General features: G+C 69.9%; 13 protein-coding genes. 8 read left to right on the top strand and 5 right to left on the bottom strand.

The annotated features are described in order from the left end of the window. Window positions 1–12: 12 nt before the first annotated feature. Window positions 13–2,655, top strand: coding sequence for a TIGR02302 family protein (locus Q344_RS0116545; RefSeq protein ID WP_051630704.1), 2,643 nt, complete (start codon window positions 13–15; stop codon window positions 2,653–2,655). Between the two features lie 171 nt (window positions 2,656–2,826). Here Q344_RS0116545 and Q344_RS26475 read toward each other — a convergent pair whose 3' ends face one another. Next, a complete protein-coding gene (locus Q344_RS26475) occupies window positions 2,827–4,128 on the bottom strand; it encodes a zinc-ribbon domain-containing protein (RefSeq protein ID WP_211249924.1) in 1,302 nt (433 codons plus the stop codon). Window positions 4,129–4,294: 166 nt separating this feature from the next. Here Q344_RS26475 and Q344_RS0116535 point away from each other — a divergent pair, with 166 nt between their 5' ends. Genes Q344_RS0116535 through Q344_RS0116520 form a run of 4 tightly spaced genes read left to right on the top strand, consistent with a single transcriptional unit; the run spans window position 4,295 to window position 7,206 of the window. Further along, on the top strand, window positions 4,295–4,972 hold the full coding sequence (locus tag Q344_RS0116535; protein ID WP_028287733.1) for a cell division ATP-binding protein FtsE: 678 nt from the start codon (window positions 4,295–4,297) through the stop codon (window positions 4,970–4,972). A gap of 20 nt (window positions 4,973–4,992) precedes the next feature. Beyond that, window positions 4,993–5,874, top strand: coding sequence for a cell division protein FtsX (locus tag Q344_RS0116530; RefSeq protein ID WP_028287732.1), 882 nt, complete (start codon window positions 4,993–4,995; stop codon window positions 5,872–5,874). After that, a complete protein-coding gene (locus Q344_RS0116525; RefSeq protein ID WP_028287731.1) occupies window positions 5,871–6,632 on the top strand; it encodes a lysophospholipid acyltransferase family protein in 762 nt (253 codons plus the stop codon). Before Q344_RS0116530 ends, Q344_RS0116525 begins: the two co-directional genes overlap by 4 nt. Beyond that, window positions 6,601–7,206: a pyridoxamine 5'-phosphate oxidase family protein gene (locus Q344_RS0116520; RefSeq protein WP_028287730.1), complete on the top strand. Its 606-nt coding sequence runs from the start codon at window positions 6,601–6,603 to the stop codon at window positions 7,204–7,206. Before Q344_RS0116525 ends, Q344_RS0116520 begins: the two co-directional genes overlap by 32 nt. Before the next feature lie 76 nt (window positions 7,207–7,282). Here Q344_RS0116520 and Q344_RS0116515 read toward each other — a convergent pair whose 3' ends face one another. From Q344_RS0116515 to soxR, 4 genes are all read right to left on the bottom strand, one after another. Further along, window positions 7,283–8,122 carry a 4-(cytidine 5'-diphospho)-2-C-methyl-D-erythritol kinase gene (locus Q344_RS0116515; protein ID WP_028287729.1) on the bottom strand — a complete coding sequence of 280 codons (840 nt, stop codon included), beginning with the start codon at window positions 8,120–8,122 and terminating at the stop codon, window positions 7,283–7,285. Further along, window positions 8,119–9,819, bottom strand: a complete 1,701-nt coding sequence (locus Q344_RS0116510; RefSeq protein ID WP_028287728.1) for a tetratricopeptide repeat protein — start codon at window positions 9,817–9,819, stop codon at window positions 8,119–8,121. The genes Q344_RS0116515 and Q344_RS0116510 overlap by 4 nt, the downstream gene beginning before the upstream one ends. Window positions 9,820–9,953: 134 nt before the next feature. Next, a complete protein-coding gene (locus Q344_RS0116505; RefSeq protein ID WP_028287727.1) occupies window positions 9,954–11,600 on the bottom strand; it encodes an electron transfer flavoprotein-ubiquinone oxidoreductase in 1,647 nt (548 codons plus the stop codon). A 134-nt stretch (window positions 11,601–11,734) separates the two neighbouring features. Then, window positions 11,735–12,190 carry a redox-sensitive transcriptional activator SoxR gene (soxR, locus tag Q344_RS24235; RefSeq protein WP_036539397.1) on the bottom strand — a complete coding sequence of 152 codons (456 nt, stop codon included), beginning with the start codon at window positions 12,188–12,190 and terminating at the stop codon, window positions 11,735–11,737. Between the two features lie 88 nt (window positions 12,191–12,278). On the opposite strand from soxR, the gene Q344_RS0116495 reads away from it, so the two are divergent. From Q344_RS0116495 to Q344_RS0116485, 3 genes are all read left to right on the top strand, one after another. Continuing rightward, window positions 12,279–12,665 (top strand): VOC family protein, encoded by a 387-nt coding sequence (locus tag Q344_RS0116495; RefSeq protein ID WP_028287726.1) that lies wholly within the window; start codon window positions 12,279–12,281, stop codon window positions 12,663–12,665. Between the two features lie 270 nt (window positions 12,666–12,935). Then, window positions 12,936–13,406: a transcription elongation factor GreA gene (gene greA, locus Q344_RS0116490; protein ID WP_028287725.1), complete on the top strand. Its 471-nt coding sequence runs from the start codon at window positions 12,936–12,938 to the stop codon at window positions 13,404–13,406. Window positions 13,407–13,424: 18 nt separating this feature from the next. Next, complete coding sequence (locus tag Q344_RS0116485; RefSeq protein WP_036539393.1) at window positions 13,425–14,471, top strand: hypothetical protein; 1,047 nt, start codon at window positions 13,425–13,427, stop codon at window positions 14,469–14,471. The last annotated feature ends 50 nt before the right edge of the window (window positions 14,472–14,521 follow it).

The raw sequence follows: 14,521 nt of genomic DNA, 5'->3' as shown, positions 1-14,521 counted from the left end.
CCGGAACGAGGCATGGCAGAGCAGATCGACGGCCCCCCGAGCGACCCACGCCAGGACGACGCGCTGCTGCGTCGGACGATGCAGCGGATCCGTCTGCCGCTCGTCCTGACCCGCATCGGGATGTTCGCCGAACGTGCGGCGCGGGCCTTCTGGCCGCTCTGGACCTTGCTGATCGCGGTGCTCGCCGCGCTGATGCTCGGCCTTCAGGATCATGCCTCGGTCGAAACCGTCTGGGTCGCGGGCGTGCTCGTCGCCCTCGCGGGGCTGTGGTTCCTCGTCCGCGGCGCCATGGCCTTCCGCTGGCCCAGCCGGGAGGACGCGTTCCAGCGCCTCGACGCCTCGCTCGTCGGCCGCCCGCTGACCGCCCTGCGCGATGCGCAGGTGATGGGGGCGGAGGACGGCGCCTCGGCCCGGATCTGGGCCGCGCACCAGTCGCGCATGGCGACAAGGGCGGAAGCCGCGCAGCCGGTCGAACCCGACCTCCGCGTCGCCCGCTTCGATCCTTTCGGCATGCGCTACGTCGCGCTCACCGCGCTCTGCATCGCGCTGCTCTTCGGCTCGTTCTGGCGGGTCGGATCGGTGGCCGGCATGGCGCCCGGCAGCGCGCAGGCCGCGGCGGGGCCCAGCTGGGAAGGCTGGGTCGAACCGCCCGCCTACACCGGCCTGCCCGTCGTCTACCTGAACGACATCGAGGCCGGACCGCTCCGCGTCGCGGAGGGCAGCCGCGTGACCCTGCGCCTCTATGGCGAGGAAGGCGCGATCCAGGTGGCGGAGGACGTCTCTGGCCGGGTCGGCGACCTGCCGGACCCGGGCACGCCGTCGCAGGACTTCACCGTGGCGCGGGACGGCACGGTCACCATCGACGGCCCCGGCGGCCGCGCCTGGGACTTCGCGGTGATCCCCGACCAACCGCCCAGCGTGACCCTCACCGGCGAGGCCGAGGCGAATGTCGACGGCCGGATGACCCTGCCCTTCGCGGCCTCGGACGATTACGGCGTCGAGGGGGGCGAGGCGGTGATCACGCTGGACCTCGACCGGCTCGACCGGCGGCACGGGCTGGCGCTGGATCCCGAGGCGCGCGATCCCGTCGTCCTGCCGCTCCCGGTGCCGATCTCCGGCTCCCGCGCGGAGTTCGAGGAGAACCTGATCGACAATTTCTCCGAACATCCCTGGGCCAACATGCCCGTCACCATCGACCTGCACGCCACCGACGCCGCGGGCCAGGAGGGCACGACGGAGGGGCTGGAGATCAGGCTCGCCGCGCGCCGCTTCTTCGACCCGCTGGCCGCCGCCGTGATCGAGATGCGCCGCGACCTGCTGTGGAACCGCGAGAACGGGCGCCGCGTGGCGCAGGTGCTCAAGGCCGTGTCGTGGCAGCCCGAAGGACTTTTCCGGAAGGAGACGCATTACCTGCGGCTGCGCACCGTCATGCGCCGGCTCGACGCGATGACCAAGGCCGGACCGCTCTCCGCTGAGACGCGGGACGAGATCGCGCAGGCGCTCTGGGATCTCGCGCTCGAGATCGAGGAAGGCGACATCGACGACGCGATGGAGCGGATGCGCATGGCGCAGGAGAAGCTCAACGAGGCGATGAAGAACGGCGCCTCCCCGCAGGAGATCGCCCGGCTGATGCAGGATCTGCGCGATGCCACGCAGGATTACCTGCGCCAGCTGTCGCGGCAGGCCCAGCGGGAGCAGGAGCAGGACGGCACCGACCAGCCGCAGGGCCAGCAGCCCGAGGGCGGCATGCAGATGACGCAGGACGACCTGCAGAAGATGATGGACCGCATCCAGGAGCTGATGGAGCAGGGCCGCATGGCCGAGGCGCAGCAGGCGCTGGAAGAGCTTCAGCAGATGATGGAGAACATGCGCGTCACCCAGGGCCAGGGCGGCCAGGGGCAAAGCCCGGGCGATCAGGCGATGGAGGGGCTCTCCGAGACTTTGCGCAACCAGCAGGGCCTGTCGGACGAAGCCTTCCGCGACCTGCAGGAGCAATACAATCCCGGCGCCAATTCCGGCCAGAGCCAGGGCAACACCGGCCGCAACGGCGGCATGGGCCAGGGCCAGTCGCACGAGGGCCAGACCGGCGAAGGCCAGCAGGACCAGCCCGGCCAGGGCCAGGGTCAGCCGGGCGGACAGGCGCAGGGCGGCACGAACGACGACCGCTCGCTCGCCGAACGCCAGGAAGAGCTCCGCCGCGAGCTCGACCGCCAGCGCGGCGCCCTGCCGAACCTCGGCGGCGAAGCGGGCGATGCGGCCCGCGAGTCGCTCGAGCGTGCCGACCGCGCGATGCGCGGCGCCGAGGACGCCCTGCGCAACGACGATTACGCCGGCGCCATCGACCGCCAGTCCGAGGCGATGGAGGCGCTCCGCGAGGGCATGCGCAACCTGGGCGAGGCCATGGCCGAGAACCAGCGCGAGATGCAGGGTGGCCAGGGCGAGATGCAGGGCAACGTCGGCGGCGAACGCAACGACCCGCTCGGCCGCAACGCCGGCTCGAACGGCCAGCTCGGCAACGACCGCAACATGCTGCAGGGCGAGGACGTCTACCGCCGGGCCCGCGAGCTGCTGGACGAGATCCGGCGCCGCTCGGGCGAAGGCGAACGGCCGGACGTGGAGCTGGACTACCTGAAACGGCTGATGGAGCGGTTCTGAAGTCCCACGCGCGGTTGGCGTGATGCGGCCGGCGCCTCCGCCGCAAGGCTCAGGGCCGGAGGCGCGCCGGTTCCCTCTGTCACGCCCCGGCCGCGGCCGAAGGGCCCTTCGGCTCCGAGGCTGCCGATCGGCGCCCCCGCCCGGGCAGGACCGATGCCGCCCGGGGCTGCCCTATTCGGACATCCCCTCCATCCACGCCTGCAGCCGTCCGGCCTGGGTATCGAGCCAGGCGCGGAACGCGTCGGCGGTGCGGACATAGGCGTCCGTCGTCTCTTCCAGCGCGGGGACGGTCTCTTTCACCCATTCCGCGTGCATGTAGAACAGGATCAGCAGCGCACCGATCAGCACCACGAGCCCGAAGCCGAGCCGGAAGCCGCGCCGCTGGTCCTGCGTGTCGACCACGGTCTCGCCCCCCGGCGCGGGACGGGATTTCGGGCCCTTGGTCCGCAGCGAGGAGTTGATCTCCTCGATATCGGGCAGCAGGTCGCGGCGCGGAGCCTGTGCCGGGTCCGCGGCCGGTTCCGGCGCTGGCTTCGGCGCGGGTGCGTGCGCGGGCGCGGCGGCAGGCGCAGGATCGGCCGTGCCCGCAGCGCCGGTCCCGGCGGCCATGGCGGTCATGCCGCGCAGGCGGGCCAGCCGTTCGCGCGATTCACGGTCGCGGCGCTGCGCCTCGGTCTCGGGTTCGCCCAGGCCGAGGTCCGGCTGACTCTCGAGAGGGTCGGCGCTGCGCGTGCGGGCGCGGGCCTCGAAGGCCGCCTCCTCGCGCAGCACGGATTGCACGTCGGAGGGCAGCGGCCGGCGCGGGGTCACGCGCGGGGCGGCCGCGACGGCGGGCGTCTCGTCTCCCGCCGCATCCGTCGCGTCGGGTACATCGTCATCGGCAGGCTCGTCCCACGCCTCGGGGTCGTCGTCGTCCGACGCCGCGTCGGAGCCGTGATCGTCGGAAGGCGTGTCCCAATCCTCGGGCGCCTCGTCCTCCCAGGTCTCGTCGGCCGCGTCGGTGTCGAGCGGCGCCACGGTGTCGTCATCGCGCGCGGCGGGCGTCGGAGCCGGAACCGGGTCGGCCACCTTCTCCGCGAGGGTCGGATCGGCCGCAGGCGCGCCGGCCCCGTCTTCGTAATCGTCTTCGTATTCGTCTTCGTACTCGTCTTCGGCAAAGAGGTCGTCATCGGCGGCATCCGCCGGCTCGGCAGCCTCGTCCCACAGGTCCTCGTCCGCCTCCTCCGCGTCCGGGACCTCCGGGACCTCCGGGTCCTCGGGCCAGTCGCCCTCCGCGTCGGTCTCGACCTCCCCGGCGGCCATCTCCGTCCCGGTCCCGGCGAGCCGCGCGGTCTCTCCGGCGGCCAGTGCCGCGGCACTCGGCTGGTACCAGGTGATGCCGCAGTTCGAGCATTGCACGTCCCGCCCCTCCGACGAGATCACCTCGTCGGGCACTTCATATTGTGCACCGCAATTGGGACAGACTAGCCGCATCGTACCTCCCGTCACGCAGCGCGTGCGGACCCTTTATTTCTTTGGGCCACCATATGTTGTTGGGCCATGTCAGAAAAGAGCAAAGAAAGCCGCCCATTGCCAATTGAAAGCGTCGTGACACTTGTGCAAAAGGGGGTCGCGAGACCGGCCCGGGGGGCTCTATTCCGTGATCGAACTTGAGAACGTGGCCTACAATTACGGCGGCGGCGACCTTCTGAGCGACGTGACGCTGAAACTCGCGCCCGGCTCGTTCCACTTCCTGACCGGGCCATCCGGGGCGGGCAAGACGACCTTTCTCAAGCTCTGCTACGGCGCCCTCGTTCCGACGGCCGGACAGGCCTCGCTCTTCGGGCAGGACGTGCGCGGGATGGACCGGGACGCGGTCGCGCTGGCCCGGCGCCGGATCGGCGTGGTGCATCAGGACTGCACCTTCCTCGACCACCTGCCGATCGCCGAGAACGTCGCCCTGCCGCTCGTGGTCTCGGGCCGCGACGCCCTGAAGGAGCAGGCCAACCTCAAGGACCTGCTGGCCTGGGTCGGGCTGTCGAGCCGCGCGCAGGCCCGCCCGCCCGAGCTGTCGGGCGGCGAACGGCAGCGTGCGGCACTGGCGCGGGCGATCATCATGTCGCCCGACGTGATCCTGGCGGACGAGCCCACGGGCAACGTCGACTGGGAGATGTCGCAGCGCCTGCTGACCCTGCTGGTCGAGCTCAACCGGATGGGCAAGACCGTCCTCGTCGCCACCCACGACCTGAGCCTGATCCGCGCCGCCAAGACCCATGTCCAGGCCCGGGTGCTGCGGATCGCCCAGCGTCGGGTGCAGCTTGCGGGGGCCGACCTGTGAAGGCGCTTCTCGACCGGGTGATGACCGCGCTCCGCGGCGATGCGCAGGCCGACCGCGTGGTCCCGCCGACGGGGCATACCGCGACGCTGACGCTCTTTTCCGCGGCCGTCATGACCTTCCTCGCCGTCTTCGCCCTTGCCCTGTCGCTGGCCACGGGGCGGCTGGCCGACCGCTGGTCCTCGGAACTGGCGCGCACCTCGACCCTGCGCATCTCGGCCCCGGCCGAACAGATGGAGGCGCAGACCCGTGCCGCCCTCCGCGTGCTCGAGACGACGCAGGGCGTGGCCTCGGCCCGCGCGCTGTCGGTCGAGGAACAGCGCGCCCTGCTCGCGCCGTGGTTCGGCCCGGACGTGCCGGTCGAGACCCTGCCGATCCCGCAGCTTGTCGAGATCGTCGAGGACGGCACCGGCTATGACGCCGCCGGGCTGCGCCTGCGGCTTCAGGCCGAGGTGCCGGGCGCGGTGCTGGACGACCACACCCGCTGGCGGCGGCCGCTGGTCACCGCGGCCTCGCGGCTGCGGCTCCTGGGCCTCGTGTCGATCCTGCTGATCGGCACCGCGATGGCGGCGATGATCACGCTGGCCGCGCAGGCCTCTCTGGCGGCCAACACGCAGGTGATCGCGGTGCTCCGCCTCGTCGGGGCGCGCGACAGCTACATCACGCGGGCCTTCGTCCGCCGCTTCACGCTGCGCGCCCTGTCGGGGGCGGCGGTCGGCATGGTGCTGGGGGTGCTCGCGATCCTGATCCTGCCGCCCGCGCAGGAAGAGGGCGGCTTCCTCACCGGCCTGGGGTTCCAGGGCTGGCACTGGCTCTGGCCGCTGATCCTGCCGCCGCTGGCCGGCATGGTCGCCTTCTGGGCCACCCGGACCGCCGCGCGGCGCAGACTGGCGGAGATCCCATGAGACACGGGCCCCTGCAATACGTCTTCTCGGCGCTCTTCATCGTGCAGATGTATCTGGTGATGGCGGTCATGGCGATCGCCTACGTCCCGGTCGCGCTCTTGCGCCGGGACGGGGCGCAGATCGCGGTGCATCACTACACCAGCTGGGTGCTCTGGACGGCGCGCTGGATGCTCGGGCTCAGGACCGAGATCCGCGGCACGGTGCCCACGGACGAGGTGCTGATCTGCTCGAAGCACCAGTCGTTCCTCGACATCATCATGATCGTGAACGCGACGCCCGCGCCCAAGTTCATCATGAAGGCGATCCTGCGCTATGCCCCCTTCCTCGGCTGGTACGCGATGCGGATCGGCTGCGTGCCGGTGGACCGCGGCCGCCGGGCCGAGGCGATCCGCCAGATGGTCGCGGGCGTGACGGACGGCACCTCTCCGCCCGGACAGCTGATCATCTTTCCCCAGGGCACCCGCGTGGCCCCCGGCGTCCATGTGCCCTACAAGGTCGGGGCCGCCGTGCTCTACCGCGAGCTCGAACAGCCCTGCGTGCCCGCCGCCACGAACGTGGGCGTGTTCTGGCCACGCCGGGGCATCCTGCGCAAGCCGGGGCTCGCGGTGCTGGAGTTCCTCGATCCGATCGAGCCGGGCCTCGACCGGGCGCATTTCATGAAGCGGCTCGAGACCGTGGTCGAGACCCGGTCGGATGCCCTGATGCGGGAAGGAGGGTTCAACCCCTATGGAATTTCTCACGACGATCGAGGCGCTTGAGGCGCATTACGGCACGCCCGGCGACGCCGCGATGCGCAAGGTGGCGCACCGGCTGACGCCGACCTACCGGCAGTGGATCATGGCCTCGCGGCTCTGCATGGTCTCGACCGTGGGGCCCGAGGGCACCGACGGCTCGCCCCGGGGCGATGACGGCCCAGTGGTGCTGGAACTCGACGAGACCACGCTCGCCCTGCCCGACTGGAAGGGCAACAACCGCATCGACACCCTGCGCAACATCGTGCGGGACGGGCGCATCTCGCTGATGTTCATGGTGCCCGGGTCGAACAACGTGATCCGCGTCAACGGCACCGCCCGCGTCACGGCGGACGCGGCGCTCTGCGCCCGGTTCGAGCGCGCGGGCAAGCGGCCCCGGACGGTGATCGTGATCGCCATCTCCGAGATCTACGCGCAATGCGCCCGGGCGCTGATGCGGGCCCGGACGTGGAGCGCGGGCGACGAGAGCGCCGCCCTGCCCACCGTCGGGCAGATGCTCGCGGACGTCACCCAGGGCGAGGTCGGCGGGGACGCCTATGACCGGAGCTGGCCGGAGCGGGCGAAGGCGTCGCTTTGGTAAGCGGCGCGGTGCGTGCAGACACGCACCGCCCTTCGCAGGCTTCGTCTTCTGCGCACCGCGTCACCGGGTCCGGGCGTCACCGCAGGATCGTCGGGTGGATCCACCAGCCGGGCTGCGCCTCCCGCAGGGCGGCGGCGGCCTTTCCGGCGCTGTCCGTGTCGGGGTAGAGGCCGAAACACGTCGCGCCCGACCCCGACATCCGGGCCAGAAGGCAGCCGGGCTGCGCCTCGAGCGCAGAGAGCACCTCTCCGATGACCGGCGCGACCTCGCGCGCGGGGGCTTCCAGATCGTTGCGCGTGTCCCCGAGCCACAGGGCGAGCGCCGCCGGGTCGGCCAGCGCCGGAAGCTCGGGCATCGGGGCATTGTCGGGCGTGGCGAGGCGGCGGAAGACCTCGGGCGTGGGGACCGCCACGCCGGGGTTCACCAGCACGGCGTTCAGCGGCGGCAGCGCGGGGACCTTGGCCAGCACCTCGCCGATCCCGCGCATCCGGGTGGCGTGGGCGTCGAGGCAGACCGGCACGTCGGCACCGAGCGCCTCGGTCCCCGGCGGCACCGGGCGGCCGGTGAGCGCGGTCAGCGCCCGCAGGACCGCGGCCGCGTCGGAGGAGCCGCCCCCGATCCCCGCCTCGGCCGGCAGGTGCTTTTCCAGCGCGATCGCGGCATCCGCGCCGAAGAGATAGGCGGCCCGCAGGCACAGGTTGCGGCCATCCGCGGGCACCCCTTCGGCCATCGGGCCGGTGACCGTCATCGAGGGCGCGCCCGGCGACAGCGCGACCTTCAGCCGGTCGCCGATGTCGGCGAAGACCACGAGGGAATCGAGCAGGTGATAGCCGTCGGGCCGACGGCCGGTCACGTGCAATGCGAGGTTGATCTTTGCGGGCGCGAAGGCCGCGACCGCCGTGCCCTGGAGTGTCAGCGGTTGTCACCCGCGACGGTCAGCGGCTCGGAGCCTTCCTCGGCCAGCACCGCGTCCAGCCCGACCTTCAGCTTGCGCCGGATGCGGGTCGCGTCCTTGTCCTCGGGGTCGAAGGAGAGCGCGCGGAGCCACTGGAAATGCGCCTCCATCTCGCGGCCGACGGCCCAGTAGACGTCGCCGAGATGGTCGTTCACCACCGCGTCCACCGGCATCAGCTCGGTCGCGCGTTCCATGTAGGCGACGGCGTCCTCGTAGCGGCCCATGCGGTAGAGCACCCAGCCGAGGCTGTCGATGATGTACCCGCTTTCCGGCCGGGCGGCGGCGGCGCGTTCGATCATCGACAGCGCCTCGTCGAGGTGTTCGTTCGCCTCGACCAGCGAATAGCCGAGGTAGTTCAGCACCTGCGGCTGCTCCGGGTTCAGTTCCAGCGCCGCGCGGAAGTCCTTCTCGGCCGCGGGCCAGTCGCCGAGCCGTTCATGGCAGATGCCGCGGGCATAGAGCGCGAACCAGCGGGAGGTGTCTTCGGAGCCGTAGAGCTCGAGCGCGGCGTCATAGGCGCGCACGGCCTCGGCATAGTTCTTCAGGCCGCGCTGGAAGTCGCCCATCGTGGCATGCACGACCGGCATGTCGGAATGCGTCTCGGCCAGCTGCGCCAGCACCTCGATCGCGGCATCGTCCTTGCCGGCGGTCCGCAGCGCGGCGGCGCGGCCCAGTTCCGCGGCGTGGAAGGCCGGGTTGTCATGCGGCACGCGGCGGTAGGTCTCGACCGCCAGCTCGGGCCGCTGGAGGTCTTCCAGCAGCTCGGCCGAGAGCAGCAGCGCGTCGATGTGATCTCGGCGCAGATGCTCGGCGGTGCGGGAATAGAGCAGCGTGTAATCGTAGGAGGCCTCGCCCCGCAGCGCGGCGGCGACCGAATAGAACACCTCGGCCACGCCGTCCGATGCCTTGCGGACATGGGTGAACTCGAGCTCTTCGCCGGCCTCCAGGGCCTGCTTCATCTCGGCCAGCGCCGGGTCGAGGTCGGTGCCGAACAGCGCCTCGATCAGCTGGATCGCCTTGTCGTTCCGGCCGAGCTGGCTCAGCACCTCGATCCGGGCCATGGCGCCGCGGCGGGTCATCTGCAGCGGGCCGTCCTTCTGGTCGGTATAGATCGCTTCGGCGGCCTCGTAATCGCCGACCATGGCCAGCGCGAGAGAACGGTGATAGAGCGCGAAGCCGCGCAGCCCGCGCTGCCCCTCGACCTTCTCGAAGGCGGCAAGCGCCCCGGTCATGTCGCCCTGCCCCGCAAGCGCCCAGGCGGTCATCAGCCCGTCGACCAGCGGTCCGACGCCGCGGTCGGCCGCGACCCGGTCGAGCACCGCCTGCCAGCGGTCATGGGTCACGTCGTCGGCGATGAGCACCATGCTGGCGATCTGGCTGCGGACGCCGTTGTCGTCCATGCGCTGCGCGATCGGGACGCCCTTCTCGAGCGCGCCGAGCGAGAGCTGCGACAGCGCCGCACCTTCCAGCATCTGGGGGTTCTTGGGATCGGCACCGAGGGCCCGGATGTAATAGTGGACGGCCGCCCGGTAATCGCTCGAAAGGCGGGCCTGTCGTGCTGCCAGGTAATCACCCGAAACGCCCTGAGCCGCGACTGGCGCGGTGGTGGCGAGGAGTGCTGCCGCGGCGACCAGCGCCCGGATCCGTTTCGATGCCATGCCGTTCCCCTTACAGGTTCTTCATTGAATCAAGCGTAACCGCAGGCCTGCGTCCAAATCAATGATGCCGCGCCCCCGACATGGGGACACGGCATCACAAATTTGCAACGAACGGCCGATTGGCGCGGGATTGCTCACATGTTGGGGTAATTCGGCCCGTCACCACCCTGGGGAGGCGTCCAGTTGATGTTCTGCGGCGGGTCCTTGATGTCGCAGGTCTTGCAGTGGACGCAGTTCTGGAAGTTGATCACGAACTTGGGCTCCTGCCCGTCCTCCTGCACGAATTCGTAGACGCCCGCGGGGCAATAGCGCTGCGAGGGGCCTGCGTATTTCGGCAGGTCGATCTTCACCGGGATCTCGGGATCCTTCAGCTTCAGGTGCGACGGCTGGCTCTCCTCGTGGTTGGTCATCGAGAAGGAGACGTTGGTGAGCCGGTCGAAGGTCAGCTTGCCGTCCGGTTTCGGGTAGTCGATCGGCTTGTGCTTGTCCGCGGGCTCTGTGGCCTCCGCATCGGTCTTGCCATGGCCCATCGTGCCGAAGAACGAGAAGCCGAGCGTGTTGGTCCACATGTCGAGCCCACCGAGCGCGAGGCTCGAGGTCAGGCCCCACTTGGACCACATCGGCTTCACGTTGCGGACCCTCTTCAGGTCGCGGCCGATGGCGCCCTCGCGGACCTCGGTCTCGTAGTCGCTCAGCTCGTCGCCCTGCCGGCCCTCCTGGATCGCGGCATAGGCGGCCTCGGCCGCGGCCTTGCCCGAGAGCATCGCGTTGTGGTTGCCCTTGATCCGCGGCACGTTCACCATGCCGACCGAGCAGCCGAGCAGCGCCGCGCCCGGCACCACCATCTTGGGCATCGACTGATAGCCGCCCTCGGTGATCGCCCGCGCGCCGTAGGCGACGCGCTTGCCGCCCTCGAGCAGGTCCCTGACCATCGGATGGGTCTTGAACCGCTGGAATTCCATGTAGGGGAAGAGGTGTGGGTTCTTGTAGTTCAGGTGGACCACGAACCCGAGGAACACCTGGTTGTTCTCGGCGTGGTAGATGAACGACCCGCCGCCGGCGTTGCCGCCCAGTGGCCAGCCCATCGTGTGGGAGACGGTGCCCTCCTTGTGCTTGGCGGGGTCGATCTCCCAGATCTCCTTCATGCCGAGGCCGAATTTCTGCGGCTCGTGCCCCTTGGAGAGGTCGTATTTCCGGATCAGCTCCTTCGAGAGCGAGCCCCGCACGCCCTCGGCGATGAAGACGTACTTGCCGTGCAGCTCCATCCCGGGCTCGGTGTTCGGACCGATGGACCCGTCGGGCTCCAGCCCGAAGACGCCGGCGACGACGCCCTTCACCCGGTCGCCGTCATAGACCAGCTCCGAGCAGGACATGCCGGGGAAGATCTCGACGCCCAGCCCCTCGGCCTGTTCGGCCATCCAGCGGCAGACATTGCCCATCGAGACGATGTAATTGCCGTGGTTGTTCATGAGCGGCGGCATCGGGAAGTTCGGCACCCGGACCTTGCCGGCCTCGCCCAGCATGTAGAAGTTGTCGACCTTCACGGGCGTGTTGAGCGGCGCGCCCTTTTCCTTCCAGTCGGGGATCAGCGCGTCGAGACCGCAGGGGTCGAGCACCGCGCCCGAGAGGATATGCGCCCCGACCTCGGAGCCCTTTTCGAGGACAACGACCGAGAGCTCGGGATCGAGCTGCTTCAGACGGATCGCGGCCGACAGGCCCGCAGGCCCGGCCCCGACGATGACCACATCGTATTCCATGGCTTCGCGTTCGACGTCGGACATTCCGGCTTCCCCTCCTCGGGTGGCGTTTCTGGTAATATTCTTGCGCAGGCAGATAGACCGTTCCTTGCCGGACGGTCAATCATGACAATAGTGCTCTATCGCGTTCCGGCACAGGTTTTCCGGGGAACGCGGCGTCATTGCACATCCGTGACCACCCGTCCGGGCCCGGAGCGCGGCCCCGGCCCCTGCGCCGCCAGCCGGTCGCCGGGGTTGTGCAGGCGGCATCGCTCGAGCGACAGGCACCCGCATCCGATGCAGCCGTCGAGATCGTCGCGCAGCCGGGTCAGCGCGTCGATGCGCGCCTCGAGCTGGGCGCGGAAATGTTCGGAAATCCTCCGCCAGTCGCCCGCCGTCGGCGTCCGGCCCTTGGGCAGCACCTCGAGCTGGGTGCGGATCTCGGCGATCGAGAACCCCAGCTTCTGGGCGATCATCACGAAGGAGAGCCGCCGGATGTCCGACCGCTCGAACCGGCGCTGCCCCCCTGCATTGCGCCACGCCTTCACGAGCCCCTCGGATTCATAGTGCCGGATGGCCGAGACGGCGAGGCCGGTGCGTTCGGACACGTAACCTATGGGCAGACCGTCCTTCATGCGGGCCTCCTGCAGTTTCCGCTTGAGCTGAAGTTAACTTGAGGTCGCAGGCTGGGGCAAGATCGAATCCCCCGAAAGGAGAGAAGCCATGGGTATCCGTCTCGAACATGCCAACGTCACCGTGTCCGACCCGAAGGCCTCGGCCGCCGTGCTGGCCGGGATCTTCCGCTGGAGGATCCGGTGGGAGGGGCCGGGCGCGGGTGGCAGCTACGGGGTGCACCTGGGCACCGAAGACGCCTATGTGGCGCTGACGGATTACGGCTCCGGCGAGCGCGTCGAGGGGAAGCGCTATCATTCGGTGGGCATGCTGAACCATCTCGCGGTCTTCACGGACGAGGATATCGACGCCGTGGAGGACAGGGTGAAGGCGGCCGGGTTCGAGCCGATGAAACACGGCGATTACGCGCCGGGACGGCGGTTCTATTTCCTCGACGGGGACGGGATCGAGTGGGAGGTGGCGTCGCACCAGCGCTGACGCGGTGGCCTGGAGGTCTTGCCGTGTCGGCGCCTGTGCGGGATCGGACGGGACGAGGGCGGGGTGAAGAACCCACCCCGCCTTGCCGCGCGGCCGCGCCCGATCCTGCTCCCTTGCGCCTTCCGCGAATCTCCGCTCCCGCCCGTCTTAACCCCCGCCACTTTCCCTTGCATTCGCCCCTCCGATCCTGTTCCCTGTCTCGACGGATGAATCCGGCAGCAGGGGCCTCACGGGGCCCCTCTGTCATTGCCCGAGGAAGGGACGAGGCGGATGGAAAAGATACCGATGACCCGCGCCGGCTACGACAAGCTCAATGCCGAGCTGAAGCAGCTGAAGTCTGTCGAGCGCCCTGCGATCATCAAGGCCATTGCCGAGGCGCGCGAACATGGCGACCTCTCGGAGAATGCCGAGTATCACTCCGCCCGCGAGAAGCAGAGCTTCATCGAGGGCCGCATCAAGGAACTCGAGGGCGTCATCGGCCTGGCCGACGTGATCGACCCCAAATCGCTGTCGGGCGCTGTGAAGTTCGGTGCCACGGTCACCCTCGTCGACGAGGACACGGACGAGGAGAAGACCTGGCAGATCGTGGGCGAGCACGAGGCCAACATCGAGAAGGGCCTTCTGAACATCAAGTCGCCGATCGCCCGCGCGCTGATCGGCAAGGAAGAGGGCGACTCGGTGGAAGTCCGCACACCGGGGGGTGACAAGGCCTACGAAATTCTCGACATCGTCTATAAGTAACCCGCGGGGGAGCCGGCCATGACCGAACGCCCCGACGGATCGGACGAGGCCCGCATGAGCGAGAACCCCCAGTCACGCCCCACCCCGCTGGGAATCTATGACAGGCCGCAGCGCGGCGGCTTGTCCGGGATCGAGATCGCGGCGCTGGTGCTGTCGGGCCTTTGGCTCTGCGGCTCGGCGCTGTTCTTCCTTGCGACGGACAGCGCCACCGGGACCGAGTCCGCGACCTTCGACAGCCTGCGCTTCGTGATGACGCTGATGGCGGTCTTCCTGCCGGTCGCGATGATCTGGGTCGCCGCGACGGCCGCGCGCTCGGCCCGGGTGATGCGCGAGGAAAGCGCCCGGCTGCAGGCGGCGATCGACGCGATCCGGCAGGCCTATGTCGCGCAGTCTCAGCGCCAGAGCGCGGCCGGGGAGCCCGCCGTGGCCCGCAAGCTCGAAGAGATCGCGGCCGCCACCCGCAAGACCGAGACGGCACTGGCGACCTTCTCGTCCTCGCGCGAGCGGGTCCGCCCCCTCGCCCCGCCGCCGCAGCCCCCGCAGGACGACCAGGCCCCCCTGCCGCTCGGCACCCGGGCCGAGGACACCGCCCCGCCGCTGGAGCGGGAGGATTTCATCCGCGCGCTGAACTTCCCCGAGACCGCCGAGGACGAGGAGGGATTCGCCGCGCTCCGCCGGGCGCTGAAGGACCGGCAGGCGGCGCAGCTGATTCAGGCCGCGCAGGACGTGCTGACCCTGCTAAGCCAGGACGGCATCTACATGGACGACCTGAAACCCGACATGGCCCGCCCCGAGGTCTGGCGCCGTTTCGCCGAGGGCGCGCGCGGCAAACCCGTGGCGCCGCTCGGCGGGATCCGCGACCGGTCCTCGCTCGCGCTGGCCGCCGGGCGCATGAAACAGGACCCGATCTTCCGCGACGCCGCGCATCATTTCCTGAGACTTTTCGACCGGATGGTGCAGGCTTTTGAACCAAGCGCCTCGGATGCCGAACTGTCCGACCTGTCGAACACCCGTACGGCGCGGGCCTTCATGCTGCTGGGACGCGTCGCCGGGATCTTCGACTAGCGACCTCGCCGATCGGCGAAGGTCTGCCCATGCGGAGTCTCCGCGCTTGG

This window comes from Pseudooceanicola nanhaiensis DSM 18065 (assembly GCF_000688295.1).
Classification (GTDB): Bacteria; Pseudomonadota; Alphaproteobacteria; order Rhodobacterales; family Rhodobacteraceae; genus Pseudooceanicola; species Pseudooceanicola nanhaiensis.
Note: the sequence above shows the minus strand (reverse complement) of the source record. Positions and strands in the feature narration are given on the sequence as shown.

Excerpts from the sequence above, each read along its gene's own strand:
- Q344_RS0116530 (WP_028287732.1), top strand. The coding sequence starts at position 4,993 with ATGACCGCGCTCCGCGGCGATGCGCAGGCCGACCGCGTGGTCCCGCCG.
- Q344_RS0116505 (WP_028287727.1), bottom strand. The coding sequence starts at position 11,600 with ATGTCCGACGTCGAACGCGAAGCCATGGAATACGATGTGGTCATCGTC.
- Q344_RS0116525 (WP_028287731.1), top strand. The coding sequence starts at position 5,871 with ATGAGACACGGGCCCCTGCAATACGTCTTCTCGGCGCTCTTCATCGTG.
- Q344_RS26475 (WP_211249924.1), bottom strand. The coding sequence starts at position 4,128 with ATGCGGCTAGTCTGTCCCAATTGCGGTGCACAATATGAAGTGCCCGAC.
- Q344_RS0116495 (WP_028287726.1), top strand. The coding sequence starts at position 12,279 with ATGGGTATCCGTCTCGAACATGCCAACGTCACCGTGTCCGACCCGAAG.
- greA (WP_028287725.1), top strand. The coding sequence starts at position 12,936 with ATGGAAAAGATACCGATGACCCGCGCCGGCTACGACAAGCTCAATGCC.
- Q344_RS0116545 (WP_051630704.1), top strand. The coding sequence starts at position 13 with ATGGCAGAGCAGATCGACGGCCCCCCGAGCGACCCACGCCAGGACGAC.
- Q344_RS0116510 (WP_028287728.1), bottom strand. The coding sequence starts at position 9,819 with ATGGCATCGAAACGGATCCGGGCGCTGGTCGCCGCGGCAGCACTCCTC.
- Q344_RS0116520 (WP_028287730.1), top strand. The coding sequence starts at position 6,601 with ATGGAATTTCTCACGACGATCGAGGCGCTTGAGGCGCATTACGGCACG.
- Q344_RS0116485 (WP_036539393.1), top strand. The coding sequence starts at position 13,425 with ATGACCGAACGCCCCGACGGATCGGACGAGGCCCGCATGAGCGAGAAC.
- soxR (WP_036539397.1), bottom strand. The coding sequence starts at position 12,190 with ATGAAGGACGGTCTGCCCATAGGTTACGTGTCCGAACGCACCGGCCTC.